Below are 17,223 nucleotides of genomic sequence, written 5' to 3'. Positions count from 1 at the left end.
GAAGGGGGCGAACGGGTCGAACGGGCTGAACGGGCTCCGCGTACTGGGCGCGGAGGTGATGCCGGACGTGCCGCACGGCGGCGGAGCAAGGAAATGACTACACGTCAAAAAGTAAGTGAAGAGCTGGTGTTGGTGCCCTGAACGGCCTGTTCGGTTGTGGGTTGGTCGGCTTGGCTGTGGGGTGCGCGAGGGCGGGCGGAGCGCCTGGAATCGTAACCGGCGATAACGATTCCGAGTCGGAATGGTTATATGACGATCTGACTGGGGACTGTTCATCGCTTCGTCCTTAGGATTCCCCCGTACTCACGGGGCACTTGAGTCGACTGGCGGGACGATCCCCACACGCGCAGCAGGCGCGGAAGGTTCCGCCCGGAGGGGAATTCTGTGTTTTCTGCTGATTCAGCGACCGTTTCGTCTTCCTTGAAGACGCCTGATTCCGCACGGCGACGGGGCGTGGCCCGACTGGCGGCGTCGGTGGTGGCATCCGGTCTGGTCATGGCAGGCGCCTTCGTCGGCGCCGGCAGCGCGGTCGCCGACGAGGCGCCGCATCATCAAGGCGGCGCATCCGCGGTCCTGGACGGGCTGAAGACCTACGACCGCGCCGTGCTCCACGCGGACGGCAGGAACCAGCAGCTTCCCGCCGGGGTCTTCGAGCTGACCGTCGACGGCGGCGGCAAGCTCAAGACGTACTGCATCGACATCCACAACCCCACCCAGGACCAGGCGAAGTACCTGGAGACGCCTTGGGACCAGAGCTCGCTCGGCGGCAACAAGAACGCCGGCAAGATCCGCTGGATCCTGGAGCACTCCTACCCGCAGGTCGACGACCTCGCGGCGCTCGCCAAGGCGGCCGGCACCGGGCCGCTCACCGAGAAGACCGCCGCGGCGGGCACCCAGGTCGCCATCTGGCGCTACTCGGACAACGTCGACGTCGAGGCGACCGACAGCGCGGCCGAGAAGCTCGCCGACTGGCTGGAAGAGAACGCCGTGAACCAGGCCGAGCCCAAGGCGTCCCTCGCCCTGGACCCGGCCGCGATCTCCGGCAAGTCCGGCGAGCGCCTCGGGCCGGTCACCGTCCACACCAACGCGGGCCAGGTCTCCGTGACCCCGCCCGCCGACGCCGCCAGCGGCGTCAAGGTCACCGACAAGAGCGGCAAGCCCCTCACCGCCGCGGTCAACGGCAGCGAGCTCTACTTCGACGTCCCGGCGGGTGCCGCCGACGGCTCCGCCTCGCTGACTGTTCAGGCCACCACGTCGGTGCCGGTCGGCCGGGTCTTCGCCGGCGTCACCAAGAGCCAGACCATGATCCTGGCCGGTTCCAGCGATTCCACGGTCTCCGCGACCGCCACCGCGACCTGGGCCAAGCAGGGCGCGATCCCGGCCGTCTCGGCGCAGAAGAACTGCGCCAAGGGCGGCGTGGACGTCACCGCGACCAACAAGGGCGACGAGGCGTTCACCTTCGAGCTGGCCGGGAAGGAGCACACCGTCGACGCGGGCAAGTCCGAGACGGTGACCGTCCCGGTCGCCGAGGACCAGGCGTACGACATCACGGTCACCGGCCCCGAAGGCTTCTCGAAGACGTTCAAGGGCGTCCTGGACTGCAAGACCAGCAGCAACGGCACCGGCGGCACGGGCGGCACGGCCGGTGCCGGCGGCACGGGCGGCACCGACACCCAGACCGAGGGCCAGCCGGCCCCCGCCACGTCCGGCGGCGGCTCGACGGGTTCTACCGGTGACCTCGCCGAGACCGGTGGGTCCAGCGCCACCCCGATCATCGCTGGTGCCGCGATCGCTCTCGTCGCCGTCGGTGGCGGCGCGGTCTTCTTCCTCCGCAAGCGCAAGGCCCAGCCTTCCGCGCCGTGACGCTGCGGCCCTGTGACCCCGCGATCGCCGAGTTCACCGTGATCGCGGGGTGACGGACCGCGAGCGGGGCGTGACACCCTGCTCGACGCCCGCTCGACGACGGCCCCGGTACGCGTACCGGGGCCGCCGTCGTGTGCCGGCGTACATGGCACTTGCCGGTGTGCCTGGCACTTCGATGCGGGACACGATGACATAGGCCGGGACGCGATGGCATATGCGGAGACAGATGACGTATGCGGAGACGCCCGGGAGCCGGCCGGGGCCCTCTCGGCATACGCGGGGGCGGGGCGCCGGGGAGCGGCCCGCCCGGCATGGCGGGGTGCGCCCGACGCGGTGTGGTGCGTCCGGTACGGCGGGGTGTGCCCGACACGGTGTGGTGCGGGCCGGTCCGGAATGGTGGGGTCCCGGTCCGGTACGGGGCCTGCGCGGCCGGGGCCGGTGTGGTCAGGGCCGTTCCGGGACGCCCGGAGGGGCCGGCCATGGGCCCGGTGCGCGGGCCAGGACGCGGGGCGGCGTGCGCCGGGCTGGTTTCCATCCAGGGGTGGCGGTCAGGCAAGATGGGGTGTATCTGCCCACACATCGATAGCCGGACGGTTTCTCTTGGCTGAGTACATCTACACCATGCGCAAGACGCGCAAAGCGCACGGCGACAAGGTGATCCTCGATGACGTCAACTTGAACTTCCTGCCGGGTGCGAAGATCGGTGTCGTGGGTCCCAACGGCGCCGGCAAGTCCACGGTGCTGAAGATCATGGCGGGCCTGGAGCAGCCGTCCAACGGTGACGCGTTCCTCTCGCCCGGTTTCAGCGTCGGCATCCTCATGCAGGAGCCGCAGCTCGACGAGTCGAAGACGGTCCTGGAGAACGTCCAGGACGGCGCCGCCGAGGTCATGGGCAAGCTCAAGCGCTTCAACGAGGTCGCCGAGCTGATGGCGACCGACTACTCCGACGCGCTGATGGAGGAGATGGGCAAGCTCCAGGAGGACCTGGACCACGCCAACGCCTGGGACCTGGACGCGCAGCTGGAGCAGGCCATGGACGCGCTGGGCTGCCCGCCCGGCGACTGGCCGGTCGTCAACCTCTCCGGTGGCGAGAAGCGCCGTGTCGCGCTCTGCAAGCTGCTCATCGAGGCCCCGGACCTGCTGCTCCTCGACGAGCCCACCAACCACCTCGACGCCGAGTCGGTGAACTGGCTGGAGCAGCACCTCTCCAAGTACGCCGGTGCCGTCGTCGCGGTCACCCACGACCGCTACTTCCTGAACAACGTCGCCGAGTGGATCCTGGAGCTCGACCGCGGCCGCGCCCTGCCGTACGAGGGCAACTACTCCACGTACCTCGACAAGAAGGCCGCCCGCCTCAAGGTCGAGGGCCGCAAGGACGAGAAGCGTCAGAAGCGGCTCAAGGAAGAGCTGGAGTGGGTCCGCTCCAACGCTAAGGGCCGGCAGACCAAGTCCAAGGCGCGCCTCGCCCGTTACGAGGAGATGGCGGCCGAGGCCGAGAAGATGCGGAAGCTGGACTTCGAGGAGATCCAGATCCCGCCGGGGCCGCGGCTCGGTTCCATCGTCGTCGAGGTCGAGCACCTCTCGAAGTCCTTCGGCGACAAGGTCCTCATCGACGACCTGTCGTTCACGCTGCCGCGCAACGGCATCGTCGGCGTCATCGGTCCGAACGGCGCGGGCAAGACCACGCTGTTCAAGATGATCCAGGGCCTGGAGACCCCCGACTCGGGCTCCATCAAGATCGGTGACACGGTCAAGATCTCCTACGTCGACCAGAGCCGGGCCAACATCGACCCGAAGAAGACCCTCTGGGCCGTCGTCTCGGACGAGCTGGACTACATCAACGTCGGACAGGTCGAGATGCCGTCGCGGGCGTACGTCTCCGCCTTCGGCTTCAAGGGCCCGGACCAGCAGAAGCCGGCCGGTGTCCTGTCCGGTGGTGAGCGCAACCGCCTCAACCTGGCGCTGACGCTCAAGGAGGGCGGCAACCTGCTGCTCCTCGACGAGCCCACCAACGACCTCGACGTCGAGACCCTGTCCTCGCTGGAGAACGCGCTGCTGGAGTTCCCGGGCGCCGCGGTGGTCATCTCCCACGACCGCTGGTTCCTGGACCGCGTCGCCACGCACATCCTGGCGTACGAGGGCGACTCCAAGTGGTACTGGTTCGAGGGCAACTTCGAGTCGTACGAGAAGAACAAGATCGAGCGCCTCGGTCCGGACGCGGCCCGGCCGCACCGTGCCACGTACAAGAAGCTGACGCGAGGCTGATCCGTCTTGGCACGTCACATCTACCAGTGCCCCCTGCGCTGGTCGGACATGGACGCCTTCGGGCACGTCAACAACGTCGTCTTCCTCCGGTATCTGGAGGAGGCGCGCATCGACTTCATGTTCCGACTGGCGCCGGGGGACGGTTCGCCGTCCTTCTCGGGCGGTTCCGTGGTGGCCCGGCACGAGATCGACTACCTGCGCCCGCTGGTCCACCGACACGAGCCGGTGACCATCGAGTCGTGGGTCACGAAGATCGGTGCCGCGTCGCTGACGGTCGCGTACGAGGTCAAGGACCCGGACCAGGTGTACGTGCGGGCCACCACCGTCGTCGTTCCGTACGACCTGGCCGCGAAGCGGCCCCGGCGGATCAGCGCCGAGGAGAGGCTCTTCCTCCAGCAGTACCTGGACGGGGAGCCTGTCGCGGCATGACGGTTCCCGTGATGCCCCTGGAGTTCGCCGACGCGAGGGAGGCCGCGGATCTCGCGGCCTTCCTCGTGCGGCTGCTCCACTACGACCGGGCCGCCGCGGTGCGGCTCCAGGCGAGCGGCGACGCGCTGGCCGTGTTCGGCAGGCCGCCGTCGTTCGAGGTGCTGGCGATCCGGACGGCGCGGCTGACCGGACGGCATGACTTCGACATCACGGTGTCGGCCGGGGAGCTTCTGGAATCCCTCGGAACCTTCGACACCGAGGGCGGGGCTTCTGCCGGGCCTCTGCCGGCCGCCGTCACCGGGCCGCCGTGGGCGGGGGTGCTCCCGCCGCGCGGCGGCTGGCGCGAAGTGCCGGGCCTGCCTGACCCGGTCTCCCTGCGTCAGGCCGTCACCACCGCGGTGGCGGAGTTCCGCTCCCGCGACGAGGTGCTGCCCGAGGCCCGACGCACCCGCACCGAACGGGACCTGATCGGCCGTGAGATCTGGTCCCGCACGATCGGCGCCACCGGGCTCCCGTTGCGGGCCGTCCACGCCGCCCTGTCCCTGGGCTTCCTCCGCCCGGCACCGGACTTCCCGATCGCCCTGCTCGCGGCCGGGTCCTGGATGCGGCTGCGCACTCCGTTCGGCTCGATCGCCCTGCGCGGTCACGGCAGCGGGCTCGGCGGCGCGATCGCCGTGTCGGTGACCGCGGGCTGAGCGGCCCGCCCTCCGGTCCTTCCGGACGCCGAAGGTCCGGACGCCTGGTCCCGGGCTTCCCGGCGAGCGTCCCGGCAGCCGCTGACCGGGCACAGCCCGGTCAGCGGCCGGTCGGCGCCCGGTCCACCGGGCACAGCCCGGGTGAGTTCCAGGCTTCCTGGGCCGGGTCGCGCATCCGCAGGCTGAGGGCGGCGCCGGTCACGGCCCGGGAGCCGTCGGGGCACCACGCTCTCGAAGACGCCTCCCGGCGACGACCCCCGTACGGGAGGCGTTCCACGGCGGCACCTGTCCGGGAGACGCCACCCCCCTGCACGGGAGACGCCCCCCGTACGGGTGCCGCCGTGGAACGGGAACCTCCGCGGATCCCGGCCGCGGCCGGGGCGTGTTTCGAAAGCAGCGTCGCCCGCCCGAAGGGCAGGGGCCGCGGCGTCCGGTGCGGTGCATCGCAAGGCGGACGGTCGTCCTCGTACTGGGCGTACGTGGACGATCCCGACAACACGGCGAGGCGCCGTGCCGGACGCCGCAGGCCGGACGGGACTTTCGAAGCACGCACTAGCCCTCGGTGTTCACCATCGAGGCCGCAGCGTACGTGAGGTAGTCCCACAGCCGTCGCTCGTGCTCCGGCGCCAGCCCGAGTTCGTCGAGGGCGGTCCGCATGTGGCCCAGCCATGCGTCGTGCGCCGCCCGGTCCACCCGGAACGGGACGTGCCGCATCCGCAGCCGCGGGTGTCCGCGCCGCTCGGTGTACGTACGGGGGCCGCCCCAGTACTGCATCAGGAACAGCCTGAACCGCTCCTCGGCGGGGCCCAGATCCTCCTCCGGGTACATCGGCTTGAGGAGCGGATCCTCCGCAACGCCCTGGTAGAAGCGATGCACCAGGCGCCGGAAGGTCTCCTCGCCGCCGACCTGCTCGTAGAAGGTCTGCTCCTGAAGCGTGTCGCTCGGGTTGTCAGTCACCCGTCCATCGTCGCAGACGCACCGGCCGAGTACCCGGGTCCTAGGACCCGATGGACCCGATGCCTGCCGGTCCGGTCCACGGCGGGCCGGACCGGCCAGGGTCCTGGCCACCGGGGCCCGCGCGCAGCAAGGTGGAGACCGGGAAGGTGGAGAGATGGACGACACACATCCGGACCGGTTCGCAAAGGCCGCCGCCGAGGAACGGTCGGCGATGGTACGGCGGATCGCGGCCGGCGGGGCACTGCGCGATCCGCGGTGGCGGGCCGCGTTCGAGGAGGTGCCGCGCCACCTGTTCGTTCCGTACTACTTCGTGCGTGGCGGCACGAACCGGCTGTGGTGCGAGGACCCCGACCCGGTCCGCCGGGCCCGCTGGCTGCGCGGGGCGTACGCGGACGAGGCGCTGGCCATCCGGATCAGGGACGGCGAACTGATCTCGTCGAGCAGTCAGCCCTCGCTGATGGCCCGGATGCTGGAGGAGCTGGACGTGCGCGACGGCCAACGGGTCCTGGAGATCGGCGCGGGCAGCGGCTACAACGCGGCTCTGCTCGCGCACCGGCTCGGCGACGACGCCGTGACCACCGTCGACCTCGACCCGGAGATCACCGAGTCGGCGCGCCGGCATCTGGCGGCGGCGGGCCACCACCCGGCGGTGGTCACCGGTGACGGGTCCCGGGGCTGGCCGCCGCGCGGCCCGTACGACCGGATCATCGCGACCTGCACCTTGGCGCGCGTGCCGCGGGCCTGGCTGGACCAGTGCGCACCGGGCGCCCGGATACTGGCGCCGCTCGCCACCGGGCTGATCGCGCTGCGGGTGCGGGAGACAGCGCGCGGGAGGTGCGCCGAGGGCCGGTTCCTGCACACGCCCGCCTACTTCGTGCCGCTCCGGGGCAGCCCCGTGCGGCACGCCTGCCGCCCGTACACCGGCGCACTTCCCAGGCGCTTCAGCGAGGACGAGCGCTTCCGCTTCCTGCTGGAGCTGACCGGATCCAGCCTCGATCCGCACGAGGCGCTCTCCCTCTGGAAGCGCGAGGGGCGCCCCGGACGGGAGAGATTCGGCATCACCGTCCGGGACGGGCGGGAGTGGGCCTGGCTGGACGACCCCGACGGGCCGTACGCCTGGCCACTGCCCGACGAGTAGCCCCGGCCCACCCGGGGCGCCTGCCGGACACCGCGCGCCGGGCGGAACGTGTCGGACGGAACGTGTCGGACAAGGCCCAGGCGGCCCCGTGTTCCGGCGGGGCGCCCCGGCCCGTCAGTCGCGGCGGATCGTGAGCGTCGTCCACGCCCCGACATGCACCCTGTCGCCGTCCTTGAGCGGGACGGGCACATAGGGCTGGATCGGGTCCTCGGCCCCATTGAGCGTGGTGCCGTTCGTGGAGTTCTGGTCGACCACGGCCCAGCCGCCGTCGGGCTGGCGCACCAGTACCGCGTGCTGGTGCGAGACGCCCGGGTCCTCCGGCGGCACGGAGAGGTCGATGTCGGGGGACTCGCCGGTGCTCTGCCTGCGGCGACCGATGGTGACCTGGTTGCCGGTCAGCGCGACCCGCTGCTCCGGGGAGTACGCCGGCAGGTTGAGTCCGTTCGCCTCCGGGCCGCTGCGCTGCATCATCGCCAGGAAGTAGTCGCGGTCCGGGGCGAGGACGGCGGTCCAGCCCGCGGACGGCTGGTTCGGGGCCCCTCCGGGTCGGCTCGGGTCCGCGCCCTGGGCAGGCTGCTGCGGCGGAGCCGCCGGCTGCGGATCCTGCGGCCGGGACGGCGGTGACAGCATCCAGTCGTCGTCACCGGACCGTGTCGGCCGCGATGGTGCGGGCGGCTGAGGCGCCGAGGGCGCGGGCGGGCCGGGGTGCTCGAACGAGGGCGGCGCCGACTGCTGCTGGAACGGCGACGGGGACTGCTGCTGGAACGGCGGCGGAGAGGGCGGCCCCTGCTGCTGGAAAGGCTGCGGGGGCTGCGGCGCCTGCGGTCCGGGGCCGGACGCGGGTCCCGGGCCGGGCGTGGAGGCGGCGGGCGCTCCGGGCACGGGGGCCGGGGGCTCGGGGCGGCTCGCCTGGTCGGGCGAGAGCGGTTCGGCCGGGCGGTTCACCTGTGAGGGCCGCGAGCCCTGGTACTCGAACGGATCGGGCAGCCGCTGGGGCCCCGACGGCTGCTGCGCCTGGAAGCCCGGCGGCAGGTTCAGGCCGGGCGGGGGCGCGACGGAGGCGCTGGGGCGCGGGGCCAGCGGTGTGTACGACGTCGCCTTGTTCGTCAGGTAGTTCCAGCGGCACTCCTCGCAGAACGGCTCGTTCGCCTCGCGTGGTGTGCGGCACTGGGGGCAGAGCTCGGCCTGCTGGGTGGCGTCCGCACCGGCCGTCCCCTGCGGGGAGCCGTAGCCGGGCGTGGGCGGCGGGGGAGGCGGTGGAGGGACCGAGCCCGCGGGAGCGCCCGCGCCGGTCATGCGATGGCCGCAGACCTCGCACCAGTCCTCGGAACCCGACTGGTGTCCGTTCGGGCAGGTCGGCATGTCGGCGCTTCCTCCTTTCCTCGTCCGGCCCCTCGGGGCCGGCCCTTCTCGTTCTCCTCGCCGCCTGGCGGATCACTCCGCTCCGGGCGGCCCGACTGGGCGGTTGTCTCTCGGCTATCTCTTGACGCGGACGGTCTTGGTGGAGCGCGTTTCGAGCGTCATCGAGTCGGCCTCCGCGACCTTCGCCTTCAGTCGCACAGTACCGTTCGCGGCGTCCACGACGTCCACCACCTTCGAAAGCAGTTTCGCAGTGTCCTCGTTCCCGGACACCGACGCCAGCTGTACCGCGCGGCCCAGTTTCGCGGTCGCGCTGTCGAAATCTCCCGATTTACGGGCGTCCAGTCCCTGCTGGATGACCTGCGCCAGCTCCGCCTGGCCCGTGTAGTGCGCGACCTGTGGATTGATCGAGGTGGACGCGGCAGCGTCGTCGGTCCACACCGCCCGGACCAGGCCCTGGGAGAGCGTCTGCGGTGCCCCGCCCGCGGGGTCGGGGAGGACCAGCGAGACCCGGCACGCCAGCATCTCCTGGCCCGTTCCGGCCGCCGGTACCCGTATGCACACGTGGTAGTCGCGCGACTCGTCGCCCCATGAGCCCGTCGGATAGTCCCCGGCTCGGGGGCCCGCCTCGGTGCGGCGCCCGGTCAGATCGACGACGCTCGGCGCGACCTGCTTCATGAACGCGATCTCGGCCCCGACGGGCGTCCAGAGCCGCAGCGCGATGTCCGCGACCTCCTTGCCCATCGCGTTCTCCATCATCTGCCGGAAGTCCGTGGCCAGTTCGGCCGGGTCGGCGACGATGTCGGCCGTGCCGAGCAGGGCGGAGGCGATGCCTGTGACCTCTTTCACCTCCCAGTCGGTGCCGACGCCCCGCGCGTCGCAGGTGAAACGGCCCGCGCAGGATTCGAGAGCGGCCCGCAGATCCTCCGGCGTCTCATGCTCGTTGCGGCCGTCGGTCAGCAGGATGCCGTGCCGGATCGCCACGTCGGCCGCGCCCAGCAGCCGGTCGGCCAGCCGCAGCCAGGTGCCGACCGCGGTGCCGCCTCCGGCGGCGAGCGAACGCAGCGCCTCCTTCGCCCGGGCCCTGGTCCGGGCGTCGGCCACCGCGAGCCCGCCGTTGGCCGGGTAGACCTCCTTGGCGACATGGGTGCCGCCGATCACCGCGAACGAGGTGCCGTCGCGCAGGGTGTCGATCGCCGCGGCCGTCGCGTCGCGGGCGTTGCGCATCTTCGTCGGCGGGTAGTCCATGGAACCGGAGCAGTCGACCATGATCACCACAGCGGCTCCCGTCGCCCGGCCCGGCCCGGACAGCGGAGCCGACGCCGTACCGGGCAGCGGGTCGCCGCCGGTGGTGCCGCCTCCGGTCGAGGTGACCGTGACGATCGCGTTGACCTCGCGACCGCCCTCCGGGAGGAATTCGTTCTGGTACACCTCGACGGAGAACCGCGGCGCGTTCGACTTGGAGAAGTTGGCCATCTGATCGGCTCCTTGGAGACTCCAGGTGTCGGATGAGGACAACTGTGAGGGGGCAGGCGGAGAAGCGGTGCGGAGGGGGCGGGACAGGGCAGGAGTCGGGCGCGCGGGGACGGGCGGGACCGGGAGGGAACCGGCATCGGAGGCGACCGGATCGGGACCGGAGGCGACCGGAACCGGCAGCGAACCGGAACCACGTGCTACGCAAGGCGGCTCAGGGCGTGCCGCAGCCCGATCCTGCCCCTTGCGGCGCCACCGCGAACGGCAGCAGCGCCACTGTTACGTTGTCGTGGCCCCCGCCGTCGAGGGCGTGGCCCACCAGCACCTGTGCGCCGTGCAGCGGGCGCGCCCGCGCGTCGGCCGGAACCGCCGCCGCCATCTCGACGGCCGACTCCGCGTAGTTCCACAGGCCGTCCGTGCAGACCACCACGAGACCCGGCCGGTCCGGCTTGAACGACCCGGTGTGCGGCTCCACTTCGTACGCGTCGGCGCCGAGCCAGCCGGTGATCGCGTGGGCGCGGTCGTCCGCGTACGCCTCGGCCTCGCTCATCAGACCCGTCGCCACCATCTGCGCCGCCCACGAGTCGTCCTCGGTGAGCCGGGCGGGCGGAACGGAGCGGTCGTCCGGCACCCAGTAGGCGCGGCTGTCGCCGACCCAGCCGACCACCAGCAGGTCGCCCGCCGTGATCGCGCCGACCAGAGTGCACGCCGGGGCGTTCTGGTGCCGATGGGGGTCGTGTTCCATGTTCCCGGCCAGGGCGTTGACCGACTTCGAGGCCGCGACGATCGCGTCGTGCATCGCCTGCTGCGGATGGATGCCGCGCGGCAGCGACTCCAGAAGCGCCTCGTTGGCGGCGTTCGCGGCGGCGGCCGATGCCTCGTCGGGGCGGCTCGCCGAGGAGACGCCGTCGCACACGATCGCGATGACGGCCGGTGATCCGTCGGGCAGGGCGGTGGTCGAGACGGCGAACGAGTCCTCGTTGCGGTGGTGGCGCAGGCCCCGGTCGCTGACGGCGGCCACCGAACCGAGCTCCTGCTCCATGTGGTCGCGTTCGCGCGGCTGGGCGTGACCGCAGTTCTGGCAGTAGCCGTCGGTGTCGACCCGGCCGGCGCGGCAGGCCACGCACAGCTTGGTGCCGGCCGGGGGTGTCGCGAGCGGTCCGTCGAGACGGGTGCGCGGGTCCGGCACCGGTGGCGCGGGGCAGGGGACGGACGCTTCGGCGGCCGGGGCGGCCGGGAGCCCGGAACCGGCCGGGGCATCGGGTGCGGACGCGGTCCCGGGCGCGGCCAGTTCGAAGTCTTCCGACCCGCCCTCCGCATCGGACCGGACCCGCGTGTCCGGCCGGTTCTCCGCGTCGGGTCCGCCCTCCGCCGCCGATACGGCCAGGGCGTTCGTCGGGCGGTCACGCGGCGGCACGGATACGGCCGACAGGTCGTACCCGCACGCGCCGCAGAACCGGTCCCCCGACTCGGCCGGTTCCTCGCAGCCCGGGCATTTCGACCGGGCCGTCTCCTGGGGCTTCTGCGACATCCTCACACCCACGTTCGGGGGCGGAAGCGGTTGGCCCGCTCCACCAGTTCGATCCTCTCGTCGCCGGGCTCCGCGAGCCGGGCGAGCAGCCGGTACGAACGTTCCAGCCCGAATCTCAGGCCGCGCTCGTCCAACTCACTGCCGAGCAGCTTCCCCGGCCCGGTCGAACCACCCGGCCCGACCGGCCCGGTGGCCCCGTTCGGCCCTGGTGCCGGGCCCCCCGCCGCGGGGCTGCCGGAGAGCACCCAGTCGAGCGCCGTCCCCAGCACCTCCGTCGACAACTCCTCGCGGCGCACCGGGTCCAGGCCGAATCCGGCCAGTGCCGAGACCTGGTCGGCGGCGGCCCGAAGATCGGCGAACAGCGGCTCGTCCGGGGCACGTTGGCGTAGCCGCGCCCGCACCGCGGCGACCCTGGCCGCCGTGTAGTGGATGGACGCCTCGGGCACGGACTCCAGCGTCGCCACCGCTCCGGCGCGGTCGCCGGCGGCCAGTTGCACCCGGGCCAGGCCGAACGCCGCGCTGACGATGCCCGGATCGGTCGTCCACACCAGGCGGTAGTACTCGGCGGCGTTGTCCGCTTGCCCGAGCACCTCCGCGCAGATCCCCAGCGCCAGCTTCGGAGCCGGCTCCCCGGGGAACGCGTCGTACACCGCGTCGAAGGACAGCGCCGCGTTCTCGTACGCGCCCGTCACCAGCGAGGTGACTCCGCGGTACCAGACGACCCGCCAGTCGTCCGGATGCCGGCCCTCCAGTTCGGCCAGGATCCGTGCGGCGGTGTCGAGTTCGCCCGTCTCCAAGCGGGCGTGCAGCTCACGCAGCCGGATCTCCGGGGAGGGCGCTGGTACGTTGCTCAGCGCGGCGATCAGGTCGGCCGGGGCGGTGGCCATCAGCCCGGCGAGGAAGCCCGCGTTGGGATCGCTCGTGTCGACCCGGGGCACGGGCAGCGCGAGCGAGGCGGCCCGCACGTCGAGCCCGGCGGGCCGGGGACCGTTCCAGGCGTACGGCACCGGAGGCGCGGACGGCGGCGCCGACGGCCTTGCCGACGCGGTGGCCGGGAGCCGGGGGCCGGGAAGCACGACGCCCGAGGCCCCCGCCCCCGCCCGTGCACCCGGGGCCGGGGCCGCACGCTTCCGGCGCCGCCCGAGCAGCCCGGACGGCGCCGGGGTGGCGGCCCGCGCCCCCAGCCGCGACACCTCACCCGTTCGCTCCGCGAACAACCGCGTGTCCGTGACCCGTACTTCCGTACCGAACAGCGTCGACAGCGCCGGCCTCGGCTGCCCTGTCTGCAGCGCCACCACCTCGCGCAACACGCCGGTCAGCTGTTCCGCCATCTCCGCCGCCGAGGCGAACCGCCGCCCCGGGTCCGGGTCGGTGGCCCGGACGAGCAGCCGGTAGAACGACTCGTACGTCCGGAACACCTCGATGTTGTCCGGGTTCGGCAGCGAGTCCACGAAGACGTTCGTGTAGCCCTGGAAGTCGAAGGCGAGCACCGCGAGCGTCCGCGCGACCGTGTACAGATCGGAGGCGACCGACGGGCCGACCTCGGCGACCTCCGGCGCCTGGTACCCGACCGTGCCGTAGATGGCCGACTCGTCGTCGTCCATCCGGCGGACCGCGCCCATGTCGATCAGCTTCAGCCGGCCCTCGGTCTGGATGGCGTTGTCGACCTTGAAATCGCAGTACAGCAGGTTGCGGCTGTGCAGATGCCCGAGGGCCTCCAGCGCCTCGATGCCGTACGCGCACGCCTGCTCGACCGGCAGCGGATCACGTCTCCCGGCCGGGGTGCGCCGTGCGTTCGCGATCTCCTTGAGCGACTTGCCGCCGACGTACTCCATCACTATGTAGCCGTCGAGCGAGCCGGTGCGCTGGTCGAGGTGTTCGACGAAGTTGTAGATCCGGACGATGTTGGCGTGCTCGATCTCGGCGAGGAACCGGCGCTCCGAGATGGCGGCGGCCATGGCGTCCTGGTCGCCGGTGTCCAGCAGGCCCTTGAGCACCACCCAGCGGTCCGACACGGCATGGTCCACCGCGAGATAGACCCAGCCGAGCCCGCCGTGCGCCAGGCAGCCCACCACCTCGTACTGGCCGTGCACGACATCGCCCGTGTCGAGCTTGGGCACGAAGGAGTACGGATGGCCGCATGTGGTGCAGAACCCCTCCGTGCGGCCCGGTCGTCCGCCGCGCGACCGGCCCACCGGCGCCCCGCAGTCGGAACGCGAGCAGAACCGCTTCCGTTCCGGGACCTCCGGGCGCGCCATCACCGCCGTGCGCGGATCGGGCCGCGGCACGTCCGGCACCTCCACCAGGCCCGCGCCCAGCCTGTCCCGGCCGGACACGCCCGAGGAGGAACCGGAGGAACGCACCGACACCGAGGGGGAGGTGGCCGCCCCGGACAGCGAACGCGAGAGCCGGCCCGAGACGGACCGCCGGGACGTCGACGAGCGGGACGAGGACCGGGCGGAGGAGCGCGACGAGGACCGGGACGCCCGCGAACCGCTGCCGCCGCCCCGGCTGCCGTGGCTCTCCCGGCCGTCGGCGCCCGCCGGGCCGTTCGCGCCGCCCGCGAGCCCGGTGGGCGGCGAACTCACCATGCCCGTCGGGGAGACGACCGGTGCCAGGCCGCAGGTGTCGCAGTACAGCTCACCGCCGCCCACGTCGTCGTAAGCGCCCTCGCACGAGGGGCGCTGGCACTGCGTACTCATCTTCCGTCCCCCTGTCCGCCCCGCCTCCGCGGCGGCCGTTCCACCTCGGGCGTGCCGGTACCGGCCGCCACGCGTACACCCGCGTCCGCCGCCCGCTCCGTCCCGCGCAGGACCGTGCTCACCGCCCGTCCTCCGGTTCCGGGGTCCGGCGCGGCGACAGCAGCTCGACCGCCGTCTCCTGGTAGCGCCGCACCGCCTGGGAGGCGACCCGCAGATCGCACGGCGCGCTCCACAGCATGCGGCGTGCCGCGTCGTACCGCTCGATCAGCATCGGGTCCTCGGCCAGACCGTGCCGGGCGACCTTCGCCCGGTACGCGTCCAGTCTGCCGCGCAGCTCCGCCCGCACGGCCAGCGGCGCGGTGACGGCGGTCAGCGATTCGCGGGCGCGCAGCAACTCCTCCTCGGCCTCCCGCTCCAGCGATTCCAGGAGCGGCGAGAGCCGGTGCCACCGGGCATGCCTGCGGTGCTCCGAGGCCGCCGCCAGCCGCTCCTGGAGTACGGTCGGCGGGCCACTCACCGCGGGCACTTCGGAGGCGGCGATCTTCGCCAGCACCTCGCCGCGCGCCGTCCTGGCCTCCGCCAGGGTCCGGTCCGCGCGGGAGAGCACATCGCGCAGCCGGCTCAGCCGCTGCTCGGCGTCCTGCCGGACCGCCAGGACCGCCTCGATCTCACGCCGCACGTCCTCCAGAGCGCGGGCCGCCCGGTCGTAGCGCGTCGTGTCCGGGCGTCCGCCGCCGGGTGCCGCACTGCCCGGACCCGGCAGCCAGAAGGCGAGCGGATCGGAGACCACCTGGGTCCGCAGCGCGGACAGCTCCTGGGTGATGGCCTCCAGCTCGTCGCCCGCCGGGTGTTCACCGGGCCGGACGCCGACCGAGTACGCGAGCGAACGGGTGCGATGCAGCTCGGCGGAGAGCAGGTCGATCCGGGCCGGCAGCGCGGACCACACGGAGTCGGAGGCGACGACCATGTCCAGCGAGCGGGCGTACAGATCATTCATACGGGCGACCAGCTCCTCCAGCGTGAACCGCTCGGAGAGCCTGGCCGGGCCGCCGGCCGACGGATCGGGGTGCCCGGCGGCGTGCGCCACGGTGACGCTCCGGCCGCGCAGCAGATCGGTCAGGGCCACCAGATCGTCCTGGTTGGGATGGCGGCGACGGGCCCGCACCGCGCGGGCCCGGGCCAGCGTGCCCGCGTACGCCTCGAAGTACCCCCACAGCCGTGCGACCGACCGCGCGGTGGCGGCCCAGCGCTCCCGGGTGACGCCGGTCAGCTCGGCGCCCTCCAGGAGCCGACGGCCCGCGTGGTCCTGCAGGGCGAGGAGCGAGGTCTCGATCGCCTCGTGCTCCGCGCCCAGCCGGTCCAGCGCACGGTCCGCCTCATGCCGGTCCATGACCGGGCCGGGGGGCCGTTCCGTGTAGCCGGGGAAGGGACCCGCGACGCTCATCGATCACCTCTCCGCTCCTCCCGCCGGGACGGACCCGCCGGGACCAGTGCCCTTGCCTCGCCTGCCACTGCCTCATGTGCCGGGGCCGCGCCCGCCACTGTCTCGCGTACCGGGCCGTGTTCGCCACCACCTCCGTCCGCCGAGCCGTGCCGCCACCCCCATGCACCGGACCGCGCCCGTCCGGGCACCGGTCTCCCGGCCACGGCTGCCTCTCCGGGCACGCACCGGCCCTCACGGCCGCCACGGCGCCGGTGGCCCTTCCGGTACCAGGCCGTGCCCTCACACCGACGTCGTCCGGCCGGGGGCGGTGCGCCGGCACGGCCTAGCGGCTCCGGTACTTGGGGGCCGGTGGCGCCGTCAGTCCCGGCAGACCGGCCTTCAGCCACTTCCGGTACGACACCATCCAGGGGCTGTTCGCGCCACCGCTGCGGTAGTCGACCAGCACCTGATTGACGCGGGCCACCAGGTCGTCCGCGCCCCGCTTCGCCGCCACGCCGTAGTACTCGGTGGTGAACGGCTTGTCGCCCTTGAGCTCGACCGCCGGGTCCTGGGCCGCCTGACCGGCCGCCAGCGCGTTGTCCGTGACCACGGCGTCCACCTCGCCCAGTTGCAGTCGCACCAGGCAGTCCAGTTGGTTGGGGACGGTCAGCCGGTCCTCGTCCGCGTCGGTGCCGTCGTGCTCGTCCTCGAAGACCGCGCCGAACGACTGCTTCTTCAGCGCGTCGTAGGCGGTGGAGCCCTCGGCGGTGCAGACCCGCCTGCCGGCCAGGGACGTGTCGTACCCGGTGATCGTCGACTTCTTCGGAGCGAGGACCTGCTGCCCGGTCTGGAAGTAGGCGGTGGAGAACGAGACCTGGCGGGCCCGTTCGCAGTTGATCGTCATTGTCCGGACGACGACGTCCACCTTGTCGTTCTCCAGGACGGCGACCCGCTGGTTGGTGGGGATGGTCCGGAAGACCACCGCGTCCGGATCGCCCAGGATGTTCTTGGCGATGGCCCGCACCAGATCGATGTCGAAGCCTTCGAGCCGGCGGTTCTCCGGGTTGCGGTACCCCCAGCGGAAACTGTTCTGGTCGACGCCCGCGATCAGCCTTCCCCGCGCCTTGATCCTCGCGATGCTCGGACCGTCCGCACCGGACGGGGGCAGGCTCGCCTCCGGGTCCGTGCAGTCCTCGGCCAGGGTCTGCGTCGCGTGTGCCGCACCCGGCCCGGGGGCATTGCCGAACGCGTCGACGCCGGCGCGGGAGAGCGGCAGCAGCGTCAGCGAGGCCGTCACCGCGCAGGCCACGGCCATGCCCGTCACACCGCCCCAGCCGCGCAGCCTGCCGACGGCGGACCTCGCTCCCGTACGCTTCCCGGTCATCGCT

Annotated in this window: 12 protein-coding genes; 5 read left to right on the top strand and 7 right to left on the bottom strand. The window is 72.5% G+C overall.

Annotation, left to right across the window (positions count from 1 at the left end; genetic code table 11):
• Positions 1-495 precede the first annotated feature (495 nt).
• From ACIHCL_RS04000 to ACIHCL_RS03985, 4 genes are all read left to right on the top strand, one after another.
• Positions 496-1,863: a Cys-Gln thioester bond-forming surface protein gene (locus ACIHCL_RS04000; RefSeq protein ID WP_399856652.1), complete on the top strand. Its 1,368-nt coding sequence runs from the start codon at positions 496-498 to the stop codon at positions 1,861-1,863.
• 600 nt (positions 1,864-2,463) lie between these two features.
• Positions 2,464-4,128: an energy-dependent translational throttle protein EttA gene (ettA, locus tag ACIHCL_RS03995; protein WP_399856650.1), complete on the top strand. Its 1,665-nt coding sequence runs from the start codon at positions 2,464-2,466 to the stop codon at positions 4,126-4,128.
• Between the two features lie 6 nt (positions 4,129-4,134).
• Entirely contained in the window at positions 4,135-4,557 is a 423-nt protein-coding gene (locus ACIHCL_RS03990; protein WP_399856648.1) for an acyl-CoA thioesterase, read from the top strand.
• Positions 4,554-5,252: a hypothetical protein gene (locus ACIHCL_RS03985; RefSeq protein WP_399856646.1), complete on the top strand. Its 699-nt coding sequence runs from the start codon at positions 4,554-4,556 to the stop codon at positions 5,250-5,252. The genes ACIHCL_RS03990 and ACIHCL_RS03985 overlap by 4 nt, the downstream gene beginning before the upstream one ends.
• A 552-nt stretch (positions 5,253-5,804) precedes the next feature.
• On the opposite strand, the gene ACIHCL_RS03980 is transcribed toward ACIHCL_RS03985, so the two are convergent.
• Positions 5,805-6,209, bottom strand: a complete 405-nt coding sequence (locus ACIHCL_RS03980) for a globin (protein WP_399856644.1) — start codon at positions 6,207-6,209, stop codon at positions 5,805-5,807.
• Between the two features lie 154 nt (positions 6,210-6,363).
• On the opposite strand from ACIHCL_RS03980, the gene ACIHCL_RS03975 reads away from it, so the two are divergent.
• On the top strand, positions 6,364-7,347 hold the full coding sequence (locus tag ACIHCL_RS03975) for a methyltransferase domain-containing protein (protein ID WP_399856642.1): 984 nt from the start codon (positions 6,364-6,366) through the stop codon (positions 7,345-7,347).
• A gap of 114 nt (positions 7,348-7,461) precedes the next feature.
• On the opposite strand, the gene ACIHCL_RS03970 is transcribed toward ACIHCL_RS03975, so the two are convergent.
• From ACIHCL_RS03970 to ACIHCL_RS03945, 6 genes are all read right to left on the bottom strand, one after another.
• Positions 7,462-8,709: an FHA domain-containing protein gene (locus tag ACIHCL_RS03970; RefSeq protein WP_399856640.1), complete on the bottom strand. Its 1,248-nt coding sequence runs from the start codon at positions 8,707-8,709 to the stop codon at positions 7,462-7,464.
• A gap of 114 nt (positions 8,710-8,823) precedes the next feature.
• Positions 8,824-10,182, bottom strand: a complete 1,359-nt coding sequence (locus tag ACIHCL_RS03965) for a VWA domain-containing protein (protein WP_399856638.1) — start codon at positions 10,180-10,182, stop codon at positions 8,824-8,826.
• Between the two features lie 211 nt (positions 10,183-10,393).
• Positions 10,394-11,716 carry a protein phosphatase 2C domain-containing protein gene (locus ACIHCL_RS03960; protein ID WP_399856636.1) on the bottom strand — a complete coding sequence of 441 codons (1,323 nt, stop codon included), beginning with the start codon at positions 11,714-11,716 and terminating at the stop codon, positions 10,394-10,396.
• Positions 11,713-14,412 (bottom strand): tetratricopeptide repeat protein, encoded by a 2,700-nt coding sequence (locus ACIHCL_RS03955; RefSeq protein WP_399856634.1) that lies wholly within the window; start codon positions 14,410-14,412, stop codon positions 11,713-11,715. Before ACIHCL_RS03955 ends, ACIHCL_RS03960 begins: the two co-directional genes overlap by 4 nt.
• A 118-nt stretch (positions 14,413-14,530) precedes the next feature.
• Positions 14,531-15,856, bottom strand: coding sequence for a hypothetical protein (locus ACIHCL_RS03950; RefSeq protein ID WP_399856632.1), 1,326 nt, complete (start codon positions 15,854-15,856; stop codon positions 14,531-14,533).
• Positions 15,857-16,178: 322 nt separating this feature from the next.
• The gene (locus tag ACIHCL_RS03945; RefSeq protein ID WP_399856630.1) at positions 16,179-17,219 is read right to left on the bottom strand and encodes a glutamate ABC transporter substrate-binding protein; all 1,041 of its coding nucleotides are present in this window, start codon (positions 17,217-17,219) and stop codon (positions 16,179-16,181) included.
• Between the last annotated feature and the right edge of the window lie 4 nt (positions 17,220-17,223).

Source organism: Streptomyces sp. NPDC052042 (genome assembly GCF_044548345.1).
Lineage (GTDB): Bacteria > Actinomycetota > Actinomycetes > Streptomycetales > Streptomycetaceae > Streptomyces.
This window is presented reverse-complemented; position numbering and strand designations above follow the sequence as displayed.

Bases quoted from the DNA above. Each gene is read 5' to 3' on its own strand.
- ACIHCL_RS03975 (WP_399856642.1), top strand. From the start codon at position 6,364: ATGGACGACACACATCCGGACCGGTTCGCAAAGGCCGCCGCCGAGGAA.
- ACIHCL_RS03955 (WP_399856634.1), bottom strand. From the start codon at position 14,412: ATGAGTACGCAGTGCCAGCGCCCCTCGTGCGAGGGCGCTTACGACGAC.
- ACIHCL_RS03970 (WP_399856640.1), bottom strand. From the start codon at position 8,709: ATGCCGACCTGCCCGAACGGACACCAGTCGGGTTCCGAGGACTGGTGC.
- ACIHCL_RS03950 (WP_399856632.1), bottom strand. From the start codon at position 15,856: ATGAGCGTCGCGGGTCCCTTCCCCGGCTACACGGAACGGCCCCCCGGC.
- ACIHCL_RS03965 (WP_399856638.1), bottom strand. From the start codon at position 10,182: ATGGCCAACTTCTCCAAGTCGAACGCGCCGCGGTTCTCCGTCGAGGTG.
- ACIHCL_RS04000 (WP_399856652.1), top strand. From the start codon at position 496: ATGGCAGGCGCCTTCGTCGGCGCCGGCAGCGCGGTCGCCGACGAGGCG.
- ACIHCL_RS03945 (WP_399856630.1), bottom strand. From the start codon at position 17,219: ATGACCGGGAAGCGTACGGGAGCGAGGTCCGCCGTCGGCAGGCTGCGC.
- ACIHCL_RS03985 (WP_399856646.1), top strand. From the start codon at position 4,554: ATGACGGTTCCCGTGATGCCCCTGGAGTTCGCCGACGCGAGGGAGGCC.